Annotated in this window: 13 protein-coding genes; 8 read left to right on the top strand and 5 right to left on the bottom strand. The window is 57.6% G+C overall.

Going from position 1 to position 19,821, the window contains the following annotated elements; all coding sequences use genetic code 11:
- Positions 1 to 175 precede the first annotated feature (175 nt).
- Positions 176 to 760, top strand: coding sequence for a hypothetical protein (locus GWG65_RS34710; protein WP_275199925.1), 585 nt, complete (start codon positions 176 to 178; stop codon positions 758 to 760).
- A gap of 166 nt (positions 761 to 926) precedes the next feature.
- On the top strand, positions 927 to 2,285 hold the full coding sequence (locus GWG65_RS34705) for a tetratricopeptide repeat protein (protein ID WP_275199924.1): 1,359 nt from the start codon (positions 927 to 929) through the stop codon (positions 2,283 to 2,285).
- 853 nt (positions 2,286 to 3,138) lie between these two features.
- On the opposite strand, the gene GWG65_RS34700 is transcribed toward GWG65_RS34705, so the two are convergent.
- Positions 3,139 to 3,573 (bottom strand): DMT family transporter, encoded by a 435-nt coding sequence (locus GWG65_RS34700; RefSeq protein ID WP_275199923.1) that lies wholly within the window; start codon positions 3,571 to 3,573, stop codon positions 3,139 to 3,141.
- Between the two features lie 315 nt (positions 3,574 to 3,888).
- On the opposite strand from GWG65_RS34700, the gene GWG65_RS34695 reads away from it, so the two are divergent.
- Entirely contained in the window at positions 3,889 to 6,984 is a 3,096-nt protein-coding gene (locus GWG65_RS34695) for an SUMF1/EgtB/PvdO family nonheme iron enzyme (protein WP_275199922.1), read from the top strand.
- Positions 6,985 to 7,040: 56 nt separating this feature from the next.
- Here the strand turns inward: GWG65_RS34695 and GWG65_RS34690 are convergent, their stop codons facing one another.
- Together GWG65_RS34690 and GWG65_RS34685 are read right to left on the bottom strand one after the other, a co-directional pair.
- A complete protein-coding gene (locus GWG65_RS34690) occupies positions 7,041 to 10,556 on the bottom strand; it encodes a TIR domain-containing protein (RefSeq protein WP_275199921.1) in 3,516 nt (1,171 codons plus the stop codon).
- Between the two features lie 48 nt (positions 10,557 to 10,604).
- Positions 10,605 to 10,769 carry a hypothetical protein gene (locus GWG65_RS34685; RefSeq protein ID WP_275199920.1) on the bottom strand — a complete coding sequence of 55 codons (165 nt, stop codon included), beginning with the start codon at positions 10,767 to 10,769 and terminating at the stop codon, positions 10,605 to 10,607.
- Positions 10,770 to 11,237: 468 nt separating this feature from the next.
- Between GWG65_RS34685 and GWG65_RS34680 the strand changes: the two genes are divergently transcribed.
- The 5 genes from GWG65_RS34680 to GWG65_RS34660 all read left to right on the top strand — a co-directional run bounded on the left by GWG65_RS34680 (position 11,238) and on the right by GWG65_RS34660 (position 15,880).
- Positions 11,238 to 12,647 carry a DUF2130 domain-containing protein gene (locus GWG65_RS34680; RefSeq protein WP_275199919.1) on the top strand — a complete coding sequence of 470 codons (1,410 nt, stop codon included), beginning with the start codon at positions 11,238 to 11,240 and terminating at the stop codon, positions 12,645 to 12,647.
- 305 nt (positions 12,648 to 12,952) lie between these two features.
- Positions 12,953 to 13,246 carry a DUF2604 domain-containing protein gene (locus GWG65_RS34675; RefSeq protein ID WP_275199918.1) on the top strand — a complete coding sequence of 98 codons (294 nt, stop codon included), beginning with the start codon at positions 12,953 to 12,955 and terminating at the stop codon, positions 13,244 to 13,246.
- The gene (locus GWG65_RS34670) at positions 13,239 to 13,856 is read left to right on the top strand and encodes a putative metal-binding protein (protein ID WP_275199917.1); all 618 of its coding nucleotides are present in this window, start codon (positions 13,239 to 13,241) and stop codon (positions 13,854 to 13,856) included. The genes GWG65_RS34675 and GWG65_RS34670 overlap by 8 nt, the downstream gene beginning before the upstream one ends.
- Complete coding sequence (locus GWG65_RS34665; protein WP_275199916.1) at positions 13,853 to 14,341, top strand: Mov34/MPN/PAD-1 family protein; 489 nt, start codon at positions 13,853 to 13,855, stop codon at positions 14,339 to 14,341. Before GWG65_RS34670 ends, GWG65_RS34665 begins: the two co-directional genes overlap by 4 nt.
- Positions 14,342 to 14,344: 3 nt before the next feature.
- Positions 14,345 to 15,880 (top strand): E2 ligase fold family C protein, encoded by a 1,536-nt coding sequence (locus GWG65_RS34660; protein WP_275199915.1) that lies wholly within the window; start codon positions 14,345 to 14,347, stop codon positions 15,878 to 15,880.
- A 469-nt stretch (positions 15,881 to 16,349) separates the two neighbouring features.
- Here GWG65_RS34660 and GWG65_RS34655 read toward each other — a convergent pair whose 3' ends face one another.
- Positions 16,350 to 18,419, bottom strand: a complete 2,070-nt coding sequence (locus tag GWG65_RS34655; protein WP_275199914.1) for an EAL domain-containing protein — start codon at positions 18,417 to 18,419, stop codon at positions 16,350 to 16,352.
- A 378-nt stretch (positions 18,420 to 18,797) separates the two neighbouring features.
- On the bottom strand, positions 18,798 to 19,139 hold the full coding sequence (locus GWG65_RS34650) for a hypothetical protein (protein WP_275199913.1): 342 nt from the start codon (positions 19,137 to 19,139) through the stop codon (positions 18,798 to 18,800).
- Between the last annotated feature and the right edge of the window lie 682 nt (positions 19,140 to 19,821).

Here is a 19,821-nt window from a genome sequence, read left to right as displayed (position 1 = left end):
AGAGAACAGCGGGCTAGGGAGCGGCGACGCCTAGAACGCGGCAAGCGCGGGGAATCCAGCACTAAGTTACGTGGTTAAATTTCAAATCTCTCGACCCTATCGAGTTGACAACATTTCGACAGCTATGTGACTTTCAACTAGTATCCTCGGCTCCAATAAACCCCGAGATGCCGCAATGTCTGAAGTGCAAATAGACCTATCTCCCAAAAATGTGGTGCTTTTTAGCGGCCACATGATTGATGCCCGCGATCGAAAGATACCGCGCTTTCCGCCTGACAAGGAGCGCATCGCGGCCGCTGCTATTTCCCAAACGCTGGAAAATATTGGCGCCACTAGGGGCGATCTTTCCATTTCCGGAGGGGCATGCGGTGGCGATTTGCTGTTTGCCGAGGCGTGCATCGCAAGAGATATGGCGATCGAAGTCTACATCCCATGCGATGAGCCAACTTTCCTCGCCAACTCAGTCGATTTCGCCGGCGACAATTGGCGCCACCGTTACTTCGCGGTGAAAACGAAGGCAAGGGTGCACGTCGCCCCCGATGAATTGGGCCCGCTGACCAAAGGCGAAAATGCCTACGAGCGAAACAATCGATGGATGCTGGCCGCGGCTGCTCGATTTGGTGGCGAGAGACTTGCCTTCATCTCCTTATGGGACGGGCAAGGTGGCGACGGCCCAGGCGGTGCGCAGCATCTCATGGAAGAAGCGCGCCGCGTGACATCGAGGATTTACTGGCTTGATACCAAAAAGCTGTGGAACTGAAGGGCATTCCATGCGTGCTTCAGGACATCGTCGGCATCCTTCCTGATTGCTGAAGACTGTGCATCGGCTCGGTGAGGATCGTCGCCGACCGAATGCTATTTGAACGCGGCACACGTGCCCGCCGACCTGATGGGGTGGCTCGCGTGGATACGCGCAGGGAGCGCACATGAACCAGAACGCGATCGACTATTCCAGGATCTGCTTCGTCATCATGCCGTTCGGTACCAAGGCGGTGCAGCCGCCGCCTGAGCGGAAGAATAGTTCGACGGACAGGCCGGTCGAAAAGGCTGTTAACTTCGACACGCTCTACACCGACATTTTCGTGCCGGCGATTAGCGCCGTCGACTTGCCTGAAGGCGGAAAGCTCGAACCGCATCGCACCGACCGCGACTTCTTTGCGGGCGACATCAAGCAGGATATGTTCGACTATCTCGAATATTCTCGCTTCGCACTCTGCGATATCAGCGGTCTCAACCCGAATGTCATGTATGAGCTCGGTGTCCGCCACCGCGCCCGCGAGGCTGGCACGGCGATCTTCCGCCAGACCGGGCTGCCGCTGCCCTTTGACATCAATTCCATCAAGGCATTTCCCTACGACTACGAGCCGGCCGAGGCGGCCGCCCAAGCGCGTGCGCTGATTACGAAGGTGCTCGATGAATCGCTGCAGCGCAATCGGATCGACAGCCCGGTGAGAATAGCGCTGCGCCAGCAACGCCAATCGGGCAAGATCGACGATCTGCTCAAGCAGGCCGAGGATGCCATCCGGAAGGTCAACTTTCCTGGCGCCATGGATATCTACCGCCAAGCGGTGGCTATCGCGCCGGACAATCCATTGCCGCGCATGAAGCTTGGCCTGCTGTGCCGCGATCGCGGCATCTGGCAAGAGGCGCTGGAACAGTTCACTCGCGCAAGCGAGATCGCCCCGGATTATCCGGAAGCCTGGCGCGAGCGCGGCATTGCCGAGAACAAGATAGCCGCCGACGCGAAGCGGCCGATGGACGGTGATCCCGCACCTGGCGAGGAGTCGCTGCGTCGCGCTGTGGCGATCAATGACAAGGATTTCGACGCTTACGCCTCACTCGGCGGCGTTCTCAAGCGCGCTGGCCGTATCGAGCAGTCGCGCGACGCCTACGACAAGTCACAACAGCTTTCCGGCGGCCATCCCTATCCGCTGCTCAACGCCCTCAAGCTGCGGGCGGCGCTCGACGGCAAGCTTGGTCTCACTGGACCGGACAAGATCGCGCTTGCCCGCGCCCAACGATTCCGCGAAGGCCAGGCCCAGCAGAACCCGCCATTCGACAGCCCGTGGTGTTTCTTCGACCTGGCCGAGATCAAGCTCTACCGCGGCGACGCCCATGGCTTTCTCGACACTGCCACGCAAGGTTTCGAGCACACGGATCACGATTGGCAGGGCAAGTCGTTCGTCAAAAGCCTGCGCCTGCTACTTCCCGCCGCCAGCGAATTGCCCGGACTGACGGAAGGGCTGGCGGAGCTGGAAAAGCTTCTCCCGCCGGAGATGGCGTAGCAAGCCGCCGGAGAACCGCACGATCCGAGAACCCCGAGCAGCAGGTCGAACTTAGCATGAACGTGTTCGTGAGCTATGCGCGCAAATGATCTCACCGGCGGAGACCTGGAGCGTTTCTTAAAGGTGCTTGATCAGGAGTTAAAGATCCTCAAAGGCTGGACAACGTCGGTATTGTTCCGCGACGTGCAGAACCTCTGGCTCGGCCAGGAATGGAAGCCCACCCTCGAAGAGGCCCTTAAGTCCTCGGCCTTGCTGATGCCGATCTGCTCGCCGAGCTTCCTCAACAGCGACTATTGCGGCAAGGAGTTTGCGGCATTCCTGAACAGGTTGGGGCGGGCGCCCAATCCTCCCGCGGGCGGCCACGGGGCGATTTTCCCTGTCATCTGGGTACGCCGCGCAAAGGGTTGCCGCCCCAGATTAAGCACTTTCAATTCAACCATGCGCGGATCCCGAGTGACTACTCCGAGATCGGCCTGCGGCCGCTGTTTCACCCTCCTCGCCACAGCGGCGAGGAGTTCGAGTTCGTGTCCGTGCTCGCCGAGTAAATGGTTGACGCTCTGGAAAACCCAATGCGCGCGGCGGACGCGATGCAGCGCTTTGATGATCTTGCTATTCCCTTCGCGGACGCGGCGGCGAACGGTGCCGTCCCGCAGGCCGATAAGCGGATCAACTAGGCGGGGTCGTCATCGCCGCGGGTAGGCGGGATGAGTTTGAAACGGTGCGCCACATCTTCGGATGCTCCGACTGTTAGGGCCGCCTGTGGCGTCCGTTCATTCCCGACAACGACCGCACCATCATGCTGGATCGCCGCGTATCCCCTTAAAAATGATCGCTGAAATCTAAGTTATCTGCGTCAAGGGCTGAACCAATAGACGACGACGACGCCGAAGGCGATAAACAGACCTCCGACGGAGGTTCCAAAATTCAACTGATTTTCCCCAAAAACGAGGTATGCGAACAAGGCTGAGAAGATCGGGTAAGAAATTTCTATCAGACCAGCGAGTGTCGCGTTCTTCGCGCTAATCGAGAAGTTAATCAAGAATTCCGCGATAACAAAAGTAACCGCGCACCAAAAGAAAAGCCACGCGACTACTCGCGATGTTGATAGGATCTGAAAGTCGCTCTCTATCGTTCCTTGCTTCCATGCCACGAGCCATGCGCAGACGCTGATTATCAGCGTATGGATAGCCATCGTTGTGGGCACGGAGACGTGACGATAGACCTGTTCGTCCAGAACATAGGTTGCGCCCCAAAAGACGGCCGCCGCAAGTGCAAGAATTAGCCACATGGATCTACCCACTCATCGTGACGGTGTGCCCAGACAGCTTCTTGTCCTGACTTGGCTGGGTCAAGAATATTTCAGCAATCAAAGGTCTTCACGCGGCCCCAATCGCTCACGCTTTCTCGGGCTCGATCGCCTAACTTAAAGCCAAGCTGAATGCCATCGGGAGACAACGCGTCGCAGCACGCGAGTAGCAGTCAATCAATTACTTGCATATTCGATGCGGTTGCCTATCATTATAGCGCCGTTTCTGATTGTCAATTTTAGATTGTGCTTGCCCGCGGCCTTGCTCGCCGCCCGTTGCCCGGACGAATGGCTTGCATGACAGACACCCTACGGATATTCATCTCATCGCCTTCAGACGTCCGGCCCGAGCGGCTGAAGGCAGAGCAGATTGTTAAGCGACTAGATAAGGAGCTTGCTCCGTATCGACGTGTAAACGCAGTGCTTTGGGAGCGGCAGCCGCTAGTCGCGAGCCGCGCATTTCAGGATCCAGAAAACATACCACAGCCACGCCTAATGGATGTTGTTGTGGTCATCCTGTGGTCACGGCTTGGTATACCGCTTCCAGCTGACAAGTACCGAGGTGCAATTTCGAACCGAGTGGTCACTGGCACCGAATGGGAGTTCGAGGACGCACTACTCGGCGCCCGCAGCAGCAGCAGGGGCGTGCCAAAATTGCTTCTCTACCACAAGACTGCTGAACCCAGCAGTGGTCTGGGTAATCGCGCCGAGGTAGAGGCGCGCTTAGCTCAGCTCGATGCAGTTCAGTTATTTCTCAATCGCTGGCTTCGAAGCGATGACACTAGTTTCGACGCCGCATTTCATACATTTGTTGATACAACGGAGTTTGAAGATAAGCTCTATGAGCACCTGCATAAAATTCTGCAGCAATCGCCATCTGGCAGTAGCACCGTTCGTTGGCGCAAGCCTCCGTTCAGAGGGCTTTTGTCCTTCGATTTTGAGCACGCGCCAGTGTTCTTTGGACGCACGCGTGCGCGCAATCAACTGCGCGATCTGCTGGCCCGAAGGATAGAGGAGGGCTGCTCATTTGTTCTTGTGCTCGGGGCAAGCGGGGTCGGCAAGTCATCGTTGGTAAAGGCGGGATTGATCCCCGATCTCACGCTCCCAGGGATGATTGGACGTGTGGGTCTGGTGCGCTGGTTGGTATTTCGTCCGTCTGATGGGACGGCACTTTCGAGCAGCTCAAGTCTCGAGGCCAATCTGGCCAGCGGCAGTGTTAATACACCAGTAGAAAGCACCAATCAGCGGCGCGCCCCCCTGTTTGACGCGTTGGCAGACGCGATAATTGCACCAACTGCGCTGCCCGAAATATCGGCATTCCATTGGACATCTCGCGATTTGGGTTCACTCTTACGAGAGGCACCAAAGCAGGCGGTCGTAGCGATTCAGCAAGGCCTGGCCATGGCCGCGACCGCCGCGGGCCTCGTTAAAGGCTCCGAAGCGCGCCTTTTATTGATGATTGATCAACTGGAGGAGTTGTTCACGGGCGAGGAAATAGCTCAATCCGATCGCAATGCATTTGTTGCGGCCCTCGATTCCTTGGCGCGGTGCGGACTTGTTTGGATCGTAGCAACAATGCGAAGTGATTTCTTCCACCGCTTGGAGTCAGTGCAGCCATTGGTTAGTCTGTCCTCCGGTGCGCGATTCCTTTTGACGCCTCCTGACGAGGCAGAGCTGGCCCAGATCGTTCGTCAACCCGCGATCGAAGGGGGGCTGCAATACGAGGTGGATAACACTGGAGGGGTCTCCCTTGACGCCGTGATCTGCAAGGCTGCGTCCGAGCAGATTGGTAGTTTGCCCCTACTTTCGTTCTTACTCGACCAACTCTGGCATCGTCGTAGTCGAACAGGTCTTCTTACCTTTGAAGCCTACGAAAATTTGGGCGGTTTGGAAGGCGCGGTCGGTCTAAGCGCGGAGCAAGTGTTCTTATCACTGCCGCCGGACGTTCAGGCGGAGTTCGTGGCGGTCTTACGCGCGCTCGTGACCGTAGAAGGCGCAACTGTCACGTCGCGCCCCGCGCCGCTCTCAAAATTTCCAGCGGGCTCCGCCCGACGCAAATTGATTGATGCGCTGTTACACCCAAATGCTCGTCTTCTGATCGCGGAGGATTCTCAAGCACATGAGCGTCTTTCGGCATCCGTCGACGATCAGGCGCGAATTAGGCTTGGGCACGAGGCTCTGCTGACGCATTGGGAGCGTGCTCGTGTTCAAGTTGCCAACGACGCTCGCGACCTTGAATTGCGGGATCGATTGGAGCGAGAGGTGACTCGGTGGCAAGCAGCAGAAGCTCGCTCCGGCAGGAGGCAACTTACCGCTACTGGACTGCTGCTTGCGGAAGCGCGCGATTTGGTCGCACGATGGGGGGCTGAATTGCCGTCGCAAGTCGTGGAGTTTGTCGCAGCTTCCAAACGCGCGGCTGATCTGAGCCGCTTGCGTGTGGTGAGTGCGCTGTTCGGCGCTTTGTTGGCGCTACCCGTAGCGTTGCTGATGTTCTATGTCGCTTGGGTGGCCTTTGGCGTGCGGGCCGTGGAGAGCCGGTGGGAGGCCGAGGGAGAGTTCGTGCAGATCCCTCCGAACAGCGTATCCGGATTGGAATGTTTCCAAATGGGCAGTCCAGAGACCGAGCCGGGTCGCTTTGAGAATGAAGGCCCCGTACATCCGGTCTGCCTCAAGCGATTCGATCTTGGGAAGTACGACATTACCCAAGAAGAATGGTCACACGTAATGAGTTTATGGTGGGGTAATACCCGTTCATACTTCCAGGGAGCGCGGCGGCCTGTCGACAGTGCCGACTGGAATGATGCGCGATGGTTCGTCACGTTTATGTCGATTTTTGGCAACTATGAATATCGCTTACCAACGGAAGCAGAATGGGAATATGCCGCGCGCGCCGGAACGAAGACGCCTTACTTTTGGGGGGACAGCGTAAACGACGGCTGCCCATATGCAGAGGTGAGCGATGCTCCATTGAGCAGTGTCGTCGCTGGGGCTCTCACCGTCGATTGTCAGCATGCAAAGCTTGCAGCCCCATCCAGCGTTGATAGCGATGGCTTGTTTCAGAGGATCAGAGGAACCAGCGATGTTGGGTCATTTAAGCCCAACCCTTGGGGGCTGTACGATATGAGCGGGAACGTCTTTCAGTGGACTTCCGATTGTTACGTTGCCAGCTACAAGAGCGCGAAGGCGGATGGCTCTTCCGTTTTAGAAAAAGGATGCGAGTCCCACGTGGTCCGCGGAAGCTCCTTCGACTTCAACCCTGGCCGCGTACTTCGTGTTGCTTACCGCAGCGACGGGGCCCCCGCTTCTCGTTTTGACTATGTTGGATTCCGTGTCGTGAGAGCCGAGCCTAGAGGGCTTTGGGAGCGCCTTTCGGTTTTGTTTGAAGGCAACTGAGCGGGCAGTTGACGGCTGCAGCGACCGAAGTTGCGTCGAGCCGCAAAGCCAGAGCGCTAATGGCTGCAAATCTCGGGTTTGCCGGGATCTGCAGTCATCCAGTCGCAGGCCCTCTCCAGGAGTTCGTCTAAGTTTTGAATGCGCCATACACGGACCATACCCCCATTTGCTGGCACAGCAACGCTGCGGCCGTCCGGACTAAATCCGACGCTGGGAGTACCGAAGTCTCCGCCCGACAGCTCGCCCGTGAGCGCTCCAAAGTAGCCGGGATAGCGAACCAGCGTCTCCCCTGAGATTGACCATAAGCGGAACGTTCCATCGACCCCAGAAGTGGCAGCAAGCGTCCCGTCGGGGTTGAAGCCGACACCCAATACTTTTCCCCGGTGCCCGATGAGCTGGCCCGCCGCTTCTCCCGCCGAAGTCCAGAGCTTCACAGTTCCATCGTCACCCGCCGTGATAATCAAGCCGCCTCGAGGGCTGACCGCCACGCCTAGCACCTGTCCCTGCCCCGCCCGAATTGGCCGTCCGGCGGGCTGCCCCATCAAATCCCAGATGCGGACCGTATCGTCGGCCCCGGCTGTTACGATGCGCTTACTATCCGGAGTAAAGGCGATACTGTAGATCCAGCCTTCATGACCTCGTGCTACATTGCTCCGCTTACCTGTGGCCAGATCGATAATCTCAGCACTCCCTCCCGCAAGTGCCAATGCTACCGACGCCTTGTCCGGGCTGAGAGCCGCATAGATGACGTTGCCGCCGCCGCCGGCAGAAATCTGTGTAACATGCCCCGCCATATCGAGGATGCTCACCATACCGTTCTGACCGGCAGTGATGATGTGATTTCCATCTGCGGTGAAATCTGCCAGCTTGATGGACGAGCCAGCCTGGAGAAGTTCGCCTTTGGGATCGCCGGCTGCGTTCCACAATCTTAAGGAGCCGTCCCCTGTGTTGGTGATGAGCGTCCTACCATCGGGAGCGAAACGAACGGTTTGCACGGTAGCCTGATCACCCGTAAGGGGAATCATATGCCGCAGTACGTTGGCAATCGGTAGATGCCAATCGACTGCCGTGCCAAAGTTGTTGTCAGTCCTAAAACTTTGGCTATCTGCCGCAAATGAAATCGTTCTAACGCCGCCGTGGAGGCCGATAATCTTGCCGGGCACGATTTCGTCTGTAGGACGCAGTCTTACGGTCAGGTCGGCTGCAGCGGTAACGATATACTTCCCGTCGGGAGAACAGGCTCCTGCTCCTACATTGCGCTGATGCCCCATTATCAACGCAAGTTCCTCGCCGGATAGCTCAGCTAATTTCCGCTGAGCGTCAGCGGAGGTCTTTACCAAGCATTGCTTAAGGTCTGTAGGCACAATCCCTAGCTTAGTACTATCCCGCTCGGTGTTAGGTCGCTCCGTGCGACTTTTCTCATAATTATTATCGAGGATTACTTGCAAGGCGAGCATCGGACTCAGCGTCGGGTACTTCTCAAGCTCATCGTCCTTTCCGACAAGCCCCCGGAGTGCGTTACCTGCTTGCGTGGCTGCCCGCAATCCGCTCAAACCTCTCGCTGCGTCGAAGTGCTCCAAGGCGGTCAGGCCTAGAGATTGCGCCTCACCTGCAACGCGCTGGTGCTCTGATCGGCTCCACAGCGAGAACGCTACCACCGCTAAGAGCGAGACGATTACGAAAGCCAGCCCTGAGCCAAGTGCGATCCTCCGTTGCGCTTGCGCATTCCTCCGTTGCTCTTCCGCGATTCGCTCGGCATCCCTGACCCGGCGCTCCTGCTCCATTCGCTCCCGCTCGGTGCGCTCGGCCTCAGCTCTTCTGCTGGCATCGAGATACTGACGCTCAATCCCACCAACGACCTGCTGAAAACGCGGCTGACCCAGCAGGATCTCCACGTCCGCGAGACGGCCACCGCGGTGGACGAGAAGTTCCGACGAGCGCATCGCGTCATCCCAGTCGCGAGCGGCGCGCTCGAATCCGTCCCACACACGCAGCGAATCCTGGTCCTCCGCCAGCCATCGGTCGAGCTGGGGCCATGTGCGCAAGAGCGCCTCGTGCGCCACTTCAATTGTCTCCCGACTTTCTGGATCGCGGTTGGTCACGAGTAGGCCCAGATCGACGAACGGATTAAGCAGCGCCCGAGTGGTTGGGGCGAGGTCAGCGATGAAAGCACGCCGCCTCGTGCGCACGCCTGCCGCGTCCACGCGCACGAGGCCCGGCACAAAGGTGATCCGCAACACCTCGAGACTGGCTGGGTTGTGCCGAGTTAGAGCGAGCGCCTCATCGGCAGCGGTCCGCACCGCCCCTTCGAGCCCACCCAGGCGCTCATAATCCTCGACCTGGAAGGTGCCGTCGGCGCGGGCGGCACTATCGCGCCAGAGGCGATTGAGTGTGAAGGCAAGCAAGGGCAAAGCGTCGCGCGTGCCGGTATCACGGATTATTCGTTCGACGAGCCGATCCCCAAACTCGACTGGTTGTGGCCAACGCCCCGCGGGCTCCCGGATAATGGTGTCAAGGCGGTCAAATGGTACGGGATCGAGCGTTTGCTCACGATAGGGGAGGGGCGTCGGGGTGGTGAGGAATGGCAGGACTTGAATATCGCCCAGATATTCCGAACGTAGCGTGGCAAGCACGAGCAGCCGACCATTGCAGTGCTCAAGCGCGCCACGGAGGAGGTCGAGGAAGGTGGCGCATGCCTGGGCCTCGCTTAGGCCAAGTAGTTCCTCCGCCTGGTCGAGAATGAGCAGTGCGGTCGCCTCGCTATTGCGCGCTCGCAGGAGAACTTCGTCCGTCAAAGCCTCAAGCGGAGCCGGACTTTCCAGCCCGACTGACGTAAGTCGAGTGGCTATGGGATTGAGTTGCTCTTGACCCAGAGCTGTGGCGAGCGAGCGGGCGAGTTCGCGCACAGGATCGATTCCCGGCCTCATCGGCGGCAGCACTTGCCACCGGTCGGGTAGTCGGCGCAGGCGGGGCAGTACTCCAGCTCGTACGAGCGAAGATTTTCCGCTGCCCGAAGCGCCGAGCAACAAAAGCAATCGTTCGCCCGAGCGGCTCTTAAGGCGCATGCTCTCGAGCATTTCGAGCAGGGCCGCGATTTCGGGGTCCCGCCCGACAAAAACACCGGCGTCTGCCGCATCGAATGGAAGTAGGCCCGGATACGGTTCGCGGCCGATATCGATGTCGAACACGTCAGACAAGGCGATCTCAAGCCGGCCGAGCGCCTCGGCTTCGTCGCTCACAAGATCGAGCTGCTGCGCATCATGGAACAGATTACTGATATCGATCTCATCAATTCGCGCCAGAACTAACCGCTTGCCCTTTTCGCGGGCCTGCACCGCCTCAGCGAAACACCAGTGCGAGTCGAGCCAAGCGCGGGAGATCAATGCCAGCACAACTTGGCACCGACGGAGCTTCGAGTAGAGCTCCTGCTCCCACAGGTCGCCTACCCTGAGGCCCGCCTCCCGATCGAAGTCAAGGAACAAGCTGCTGTGCTTCTTTGATTCAAGCCAACTCTTGAGCTTTCGCCCCCAATCATTGTCTTTGCTGCTGTGGCTTATAAATATCGACGCCATACTTGATCCAGTTGAAGAGGCGATAGTGGTCAGACTCGAACGCTCGAACTAAAGCAGCGCGATTGCCCCCTGGTAAACACCTGCAAAGGATGTACCCGTTCGATCATCGACGCGGTTGTGAAAGACAAACAGGTCGCCGATGGTCGCGCTTCCTGAGCAAGCCGCTTGATGTCCTTTGGACAGTCGCGCGGGCGCGGCGAAATGATCGAACATTTGGTCTCCACTAGGTCCGCGAACGCAAATCTAGATCACTAGCCATCGGCCACTTGTGAACTAGACCACATGTTTGATCATGCAGATTCAAACGGCGAACTGGAATCAGTCGTTGAGAGCGCCGGGGCACTGAACCCAATCCACCAGCTTAACCGTGTCCTCGGGCAATAAACCCTATGATTTACCCCTTTAGGTATCTAAGCTCTGGTGGGGCGGCCGCGGAGCGGTTGGGGGCCCGAACACTTCGATCCCAACGTCATCGACAGCAAGGCGCTCGAGGCCGCCGTCAACGCTTTGTCCGAAATTTGGAAGCCGCGGCGCCGCGTCACGCGCTCAAAATAGGCGTCAAGCACCAATCAAAAAGGGCCGCAGAGCTACGCTTACGCTTGACCCTTCAAGATTGCTTGTTCTAATTTTGTTCTCAGGGGGCCCATGCCGATTCTGCGGGCCCGCAGCCGGCCAGGAAACATGCACGAGATCATCTGTCCGCACTGTGCGAAGGCCTTCAAGGTCGATGAGTCCGGCTATGCCGAGATTCTGAAGCAGGTCCGTGACGCGGATTTCGCTCAGCAACTCCATGAACGCCTGGAATTGGCCGAGCGTGACAAGCAGAGCGCTGTTGAACTGGCCAAGGCCCAGGTGAGCAACGATCTGCAGAAGACTGCGGCCGCGAAGGACGCAGAAATCCGGCAGTTGAAGTCCAAGCTTGAGGGGAGTGAGGTCAGCCAGAAGCTTGCTGTCACCGAGGCGCTCAGCGCCGTGGAAAAAGAGCGTGACAGGCTCGCGAACGCGCTGGTCGAGTCCGAGCGCGAAAAGAAAGCGGCCGCGGAGCTTGCTGAAGCGCTTCTGGCCAGCGAACAGCACAAAATTGCCGCTGCCAAGGAAAAAGAAATCCAGGAGCTGAAGGCCAAGCTCCAGGCTCTCGAGCTTGAGAAAAAGCTTGCCGTGACGGAAGCGGTCGTTGCCATCGAAAAAGAGCGCGATGAGCTGAAGAACGGCATCAAACAGGTGCAGCTTGAAAAGCAGCTCTCTGAGCAGTCGCTTAAGGACAAGTACGAAACGCAAATCAAGGATCGCGATGACGCGATCGAGCGCCTTAAGGATATGAAGGCCCGCCTCTCGACAAAGATGGTCGGGGAGACCCTCGAACAGCACTGCGAGACCGAATTCAACCGCGTGCGCTCGATGGCATTTCCGCGGGCGTATTTCGAGAAAGACAACGACGCGCGGACCGGCAGCAAGGGCGATTACATCTTCCGGGACTCGGACGAAGCCGGCACCGAGATCATCTCGATTATGTTCGAGATGAAGAACGAGAGCGACAAAACCGCGACGAAAAGCAAGAACGAAGATTTTCTGAAGGAGCTCGACCGGGACCGGAGCGAGAAGGGCTGCGAATACGCCATCCTGGTCTCACTACTTGAACCCGACAACGAACTTTACAATGCCGGCATCGTCGACGTCTTCCACCGTTACCCGAAAATGTATGTCATCCGGCCGCAGTTCTTCCTGCCGATGATCACGCTCTTGCGGAATGCGGCCATCAATTCGCTCAAGTACAAAGCCGAGCTTGCGCTTGTGAGAGCGCAGAATATCGACATCACGCAGTTTGAAAGTCAGCTAGAGACGTTCAAGACCGCATTCTCGAAGAACTACGATCTTGCTTCCAGGCACTTCCAGACCGCGATCGCCGAGATCGATAAATCCATCGATCATCTCCAGAAAACAAAGGATGCATTGATCGGTGCAGACCGCAATCTCCGCCTTGCGAACGACAAGGCGCAGGACGTGACGATCAAGAAGCTGACCCGAGGCAATCCGACGATGGCGGCGAAATTTGCTGAGCTAAAGAGCACGCCCGCTGAAGCTGCGGAGTGAGGTAGGCCGGAGCCAGGCAAAACAACCCAACTTCTGACGTTCGGATAATAAGAATTTATTCCATAATCTATGCTATGCGGCTATCGGTCCTCACCGGTTGCGGCAGCGCTGCGCCGGTACGAGTAAGATTTGAGATCGGACAGCTGTTTTTGCTGTGTATTGCTCCGAATTGGCAGACGTTAGTTATGCGAAGTCCCTGGAATTGGGGACTCTGAAATTATGTATGTGAATATTGGGGATCAATCACGTAGTGTCAGAGTCGATTCCCGGCGTCCGATGTGCCGCCCAGAGAACAAGGGACCGAAATGAAGGAAAACGAAAAGAAGCCGGGGGGCGAGCACGGCGCGGAGTTCGTTGAGATCACGATGATTGTGAACGGTCAGCCTGTCGTCATCAAGGCTGTAGAACAGCAACCGCTGCAAGTAGCCCGCCAGAAGGCGCTAGAAGAGACTAAAAATCTGGCTCAGCCGCCCGAGAACTGGGAGATCAAGAACGAAGCTGGCGAGTTGCTGGACCCGGACAAGAAAGTGGGGGAATTCGGCTTCGGCAAGGAAGTGACGCTGTTTCTGAGTCTAAAGGCTGGCGTGGCCGGTGTCTGATCTCCAAACGGTGGACCCTGAGGTCTCGCGTATCAAGTTCGCGCGCGAGGTTGCCAATTATCGGAGCATGGAATCGGCCTATCGCAACAGAGGCTGGCTCCTGCTGGACGCGGAGTTTCCGGAAGTCTTCGTGGTTTTCGCGGCGACTAAGCCAAGGCCGCCTCCCATTCTCGCGGCCGTCGTGCTAGACTTTACCAATTATGATCTGCGGCCTCCTTCCGTTACGTTCGTGGATCCTTTCACGCGTCAACCGATACCGGCCAAATTACTTCAGGTGCAAATGCTTCGCCGGACGGCGATCCCCGGCGCAACTCCCGAGACCATCCGGGCGCTCGCGCAGCAGGGCGGCGTGCAACTAACAAACATGATTCAGTCCAACAGTCTTGAGGATGCGCCGTTTATTTGCCTTCCTGGCGTACGCGAATATCACGACAATCCGGCACACACGGGTGACTCATGGCTTCTGCATCGAGGCTCTGGCGAAGGGTCGTTGGTCTTTATCCTCGAAAAGATCTGGGACCACGGCCTGAAGCCTATAGAGCACTACCAAGTCCAGATACAGGTCCCCGCAGTGAACGCGCTACCTTCATTGCTGGCCGTACCTGAATGAATCAAATCGCGGACGTGACAGCACTCTCTGTCCCGCGGAGCTGCGTGGATGAGCTCCATGCCCATTTGCGGAAGGTGGGGAGTGAAGGTCATGAAGGTCTCGGCCTTTGGGTGGGCCGTCAGACGGAGCACCATTTCCAGGTACATAGAACGCTCATTCCCGCTCAACGTCACATCCGTACTTCCGATGGGGTATGCGTTATGACAGGGCCAGAAGAGCTACACCGCATAAATGTATGGCTTTACCGGGAGCAACTCGCGCTCGTCGCCCAAATCCATAGTCATCCGGGTCGGGCCTATCATTCCAGCACGGACGATGCGTACGCGATCGCCACGACAGTGGGATGCCTATCATTGGTCGTACCGGATTTTGCGCGCGCGCCCTTCGAGCTCAGGAACCTCGCATCATATAGGCTCGACGGAGCCGGCATATGGCAACCCCTGACGGTCGGTGAGGTTTCGCGGATGATTTCGATTAAGGATTGAACGATGGCCTTGGCCAACTTCATGGACCGTGCGTCATCGGCGGCGTCGCGGGTGTTGACCAATTTCAAGGTGTCGGCGTTCGAGGAAAGACTTGGGGCGCAGGTAATCGGCGTGGGGTTCGACAGCGCAGCCGTGAAGTCGCGGGAAGGTGCCCTTAGTCTGGATTTGATTATCAGGTTGTTGACCCGTCTCTACCCGACGATTGCACTGCGGCCGCTCGATCCAAAGGCGAAGGACCACGTTCCCGCACTCGAGCATCTTGCGAAGTCCATCAATCCCGAGATTGAGTTCGCCAAGCCCAGGAGGGCGGTCACAGCTACCGTGGTCGTCGGAAGCAGCCTGCCTCGTACTAAGTGTCCGACCTTTTTCATCGGCTCGGACGGATGGCAAGCCAAGCTCTCAAGCCGCGGTCCTGTTGGCTCCGGCGAGTCGAGGAATCCGTTCGGTGCAGGTGCTGCTTCATGCTTTGCCGCAGCCAATGTTTTTCGGATGGTGTTTGGCGAGCAACTCGAGCAGGGCGGCCTGGACGACCTCATTGACTTATCAATGCTGACGTATGCCCAAGGCATACCTGAGACCAGTCATGATCTTGATGGAGTGGATATAGGCGACACGCACCTCGTGGGCCTTGGCGCGATCGGGAATGGCGTGGTTTGGGCCTTGTCTCGCGCAGCAGGGCTTAAGGGATCGCTCCGTTTGGTAGACCATGAAGAGATCGACCTTTCGAACCTGCAGCGGTACGTACTGGCCAGCCAATGCCATGTTGGTTCACTAAAAGTCGATTTGGCGCACGCCGCTTTGGTGGACACGGCACTGAAAGTGTCGACACATCGTGCCAAATGGGACGCCTATGTGAACGACCGTGACAATTGGAGCTTCGAAAGAGTCGCTGTTGCTTTGGACAATGCGCCTGACCGAATAGCCGTGCAAGGGGCGCTGCCGAAGTGGATCGTGAATGCCTGGACCCAGGAGCTCGATATCGGGGTGTCACGCCACTGCTTCGATGATGGCCGTGCGTGCCTGGCTTGCCTTTACTTGCCTCACGGAAAGATAAAGGACGAGCACGAGAAGATGGCTGAAGAACTTAGGATGCCCGAGGCTCAACAGGAGATACGGAATCTTCTGCAGACAAACGCTTCGTTGGATGCCGGTTTCATCGAGCGAGTTGCGAAGGCCTTCGGCATTACTTCGGAACCTCTTCAAGAGTTTGTTGGGCATTCCATCCGGTCGTTTCACCAGCGGGCAATCTGCGGCGGGGTCGTCATGCGCTTGACGGATGGAGCGGAGCCCGTGAGAGCGGTTGTACCGATGTCGTTTCAGTCGGCTCTTGCTGGCATAATGCTGGCGGCAGATCTCGTGAAGCACGCTTCGGGAGTTTTGAACATGCCGACAACTAGCACACGCATTAACCTGCTCCGTCCACTAGCAGCGCATCTTCACGATCCTATGGCGAAAGACACGTCGGGACGCTGTATCTGCACGGATCAAGAGTTTTTGGCTGCGTACCGACGGAAGTACGAGGTCTCACGCCAAAACTAAGTTTGCAGAGACTCTTCACCAGATGTCTGCTTGCGCGCCTGCCAATGGCAGCTTCTCGGTCTTTGCGCCGCCTAAGTGATTGATATTCATCAATAATATTGATTCGCATAACCTTCATTATGGAATATATATTGGCGTTAGCTAGATGCGCGACACAATCGATGATTGCGCTGCGAACCTTCCGGAATGGTCGTGGCTAGAGGGGTGCCATTGATTGCGACGCGCGCCGTGCATTGCACGGCTACGGCTATAGCGGTCGGAAGCTGTTCGGCTTGTTCATCGCCGGGCCAGTCTTGCGCGACCGGATCGCGGCTTTTGAGGAAGCAAGTCTGGCGTGATGTCTAATTTGAGTCGGGCTTAATTGCTGTTGGGTCCACCCGGAGCACCATACGCTCCAATCAGAGGCCAGCTACATTGATGCAAGACGCATCTGCGGGGTTGAAGCTCCGTGCGGACGCAAATCGGACCGTCACTTCCTTCCCATCAATTTTCGATGGTTCAGAATCTCCAATCCTACGTACCGTTCAAATACGTCGGCCGGAACGGGCCTTGAGAAGAAGAACCCTTGCAATTCCGCGCAACCTTCCGCGCCTAGGAAATCCGCCTGAGCGGCAGTTTCGACGCCTTCGGCGGTGACATCGAGTCCCAGGTTCCGGCCCATCATGATGATTGAGCGAACAATGGCCGACTCCTCCAACGGAGATTGCGCATCGATCTTCTGGATGAAGGTCCGGTCGATCTTTATTCGCGTGAGCGGATACCGTGTCAAACAGCTCAGTGAGGCATAGCCGGTGCCGAAATCGTCAAAGGCAATCGCTACGCCCCGCGCTCGCAACGCTTTGAGGGACGATAGTGTTTCCTCCTCTCGACCGAGAGCAATGTTCTCGGTGATTTCAAGTTCCAGCGATTCGGCGGGTAACCCGCTTTCGGCCAGGGCCTGCTCAACGTCCTGCAGCAGCGAGCCGTTGCGGAATTGGGCTGGAAAGAGATTCACCCCTATGCGGATGGGAGGCAGACCTTTTGCGCGCCAGAGGGCCGCCGTCTTGCACGCGGTGGCCAAGATCCATCGACCGGTTTCAACCGCGACGGCGCTCTTGCAAAGTGCGTCGATGAAAGCCGCCGGCGCCAAAATGCCTCGCTCCGGATGCTGCCACCGAAGCAGCGCTTCGGCTCCAGTTATGACGCCGTCGCTCGATCTCACCTGGGGCTGAAAGTATAAAACGAACTCTTGTTTCGTGTAAGCACGACGCAGCTCGACATCAAGCTCGCGTCGATGCTGTGCCCCTGCGCGCAAGGTGGGAACGTACAATTGACATGAGCGACCGCCGGAGGCCTTGCCGTGATAAAGCGCGAGATCTGCATTCGCCAGCAGATCGTCGGCGTTCAGCCCATGCGCTGGCGCAATTGCAAGACCGACACTCGCCCCAATGAACACCTGATGGCCATCGACGTGAATTTGTGCAGTCAGGCGTTTCAGCACCCTCTCCATGATCTCAGTCGCAACCAACGGATCACCGCAATTGTCGATAAGAAGCACGAATTCGTCCCCACCCAACCTGTAGACCCGTATTGCATCCGATGCGGATGCCAGCCGCGCCGAAATTTCCTGCAACAGACGGTCGCCAACCGCGTGGCCGAGCGTGTCATTGACGTCTTTGAACCCATCAAGATCGAGGACGGCGACGGTTAACGGGCGAGCCGGATCGCCCCCATTCAATGCCTTGTCGATATCGCCGCGCAAACTGAAACGGTTGCGGAGGCCCGTCAGCTGGTCAAAATGGGCTAAATGACGGAGCTGTGTCTCCACCACTTTGGCTTCCGTCATGTCACGCCCGAAGAAGAAGTATTTCTGCTCGGGCTCGGACCAAACGCCCGACCACGCCAATGGTACTATTCGACCGCTCTTGTGAAGGTACCTGGCTTCGAAGTTACGAATATGTTCACCGGTGCGGGCAAGCAGCATTTCGCAGCGGGTGCTTTCGATGTCGTCGGGATGAACAAATTCCCTGCCGTTTCGTCCGATCATTTCCTCGGGCTGGTAGCCGACGGTTGCGAGTGAGCTTGGGCTTACGCGCAGATACTGACCTGCCCGATCCAATACGACAATCAAATCCAATGATGTCTCGAACAGGCGCCGCCGTTCCTCTGTCTCATGGTTCAACGCCTGCGTCTTAATCTGAATGTCGGCATCCGCTTCAGCGCGCTCTCTGGAGGCACTAGGAAGCCAACGGAAGACCAGAAGGCCGAGCACTGCCGAGGCGGCGACGACGTTCATCACTTTCGGAAGGACCAAGTAAAAGGGGTTGCCAAGTGTGGCCAGGATCGAAGCCGGGAAGAGCCCGTATTGACTCCCAAAATACAGACCGAAATATAGGTTTTCGATGAGATTTCGGACCGTATCAATAACGATGACTGAGAGCAGAAGTCGTGTCGTGCCGAACGTTTGGGGATTTCGAAGAAAAGCGGTGCATACCGTGGCAAAGACGGCGACCCACAGAGCAATGATGATCCAGTAGATCAATGCCGCGGCGAGGCTCATGGGCGCTCCTAAACGAACAACGCCAATGACTTACCAATGGCACCAATAACGATTCATTGAACCCAACAGAACTTCGGGCGGCGAGCCTAACGGAGAGTAAAAAGCCGCGTTCGCGCGGCTCGCGTTCTTTGTTCGGCATCGCTCTCGTTGACTTCACCGTTCATCGCGCATCTAAGGGCTTCTCTCGCTTATCTCCGATGGCTGGCGTCGTCGCATAGCTCCGAACTTGGCGATATCGTGTTCTTAGGCAAGGTTCCCGAGCAAAAGCCAGATATCAAACTTAACCTCCGACAACGTAACTTGACGCGCTGCCCAGGCAAATGAAAATACCTAGCCGTACGCGGCAGAATTCATGCGTTGTGGAGCACGGCTTTTTTATCAGCCCGTCTGCTCGTTTCGTCTCAGGCGTCTCCCAGACGAGACGATCTCACCACGAAAGGCTCCGTCGCTCCACCTCTGGAATCCGACAGGTTCGAATAGTCCCGCTACCTGGTTTCGCGCCTCGAAGCGATAATCGGTCCACAGCGTGCAGCCGAGGAAGCGGACTCCGTCGATGACCGGCACCGCGTCGGCGTCCAGGAACGTCACGTTGGTGCCGCGTGCGGCGTCGCGGATCTTTGCAGCGGCGTCCTGCAGCACGCTCCCGTAACATTCGTGGTTTCCGGAGACGAAGAGGACGGGCTTGCCCCACAGGGCGCGCTGATTGGTAAGCCAGCTCACCGCCCGCTAGGCGTGGTGAATGTCGCCGGCGAACACCGCGACGTCGAAGTCCAGGTCCGGAACGTCGTACTCGTGCGGCCAGATTTCACCGTGCAGGTCGGATGCAATGAACACCTTCATGGGCCGAACGATCGTGCCGCCGGCGGCAAGAGGCAATGCCCGGCGAGCGTGCTCGTCATTCCAGGCGGAAAATGACGATCCAAGGATTCGGGCGAAACGGTTGCTACGGATCTGCTACGGTGATTCTGGCGAGGCGCCCGCTGGTCACAAGCGATTGACTTAGCGGTGTTTTTGGTAGCGGGAGAGCGCTACCTACGTTCCCCCCGACCGTTTTCAGCCGAGTTTTTGGTGTCCGTGGCTTAGTCCTACGTTGGAGTGACGCTCCCCTGCGCAGGGAATGTATAGCCACAAAAAGCCTATATAATTCAATGTGATGCGGTTGATGTGTTCACATTTGTGTCGCGAACCGCTGGAGCTATAAATTCCTGTGCAAAAATCAGCGCTGCTGACGCCCAAGCGCGAGGAACCAAGGCCCCGGACGCGTCGCATCAAGGCGGTGGCGCGCTGGCCCGGCCTGCCCGGTGTGGTCCTGTGGCCCGGCGCTGGCGGCGCGCTGGGCGGGCCTTCTGCGGCCTTGACGCCGCCCGTCGAGCCTGCCGGATGTCTGCCGTGGCGAAGTCGT

Origin of the sequence: Bradyrhizobium sp. CSA207, from assembly GCF_029051685.1 — a bacterium.
GTDB lineage: Bacteria > Pseudomonadota > Alphaproteobacteria > Rhizobiales > Xanthobacteraceae > Bradyrhizobium.
This window is presented reverse-complemented; position numbering and strand designations above follow the sequence as displayed.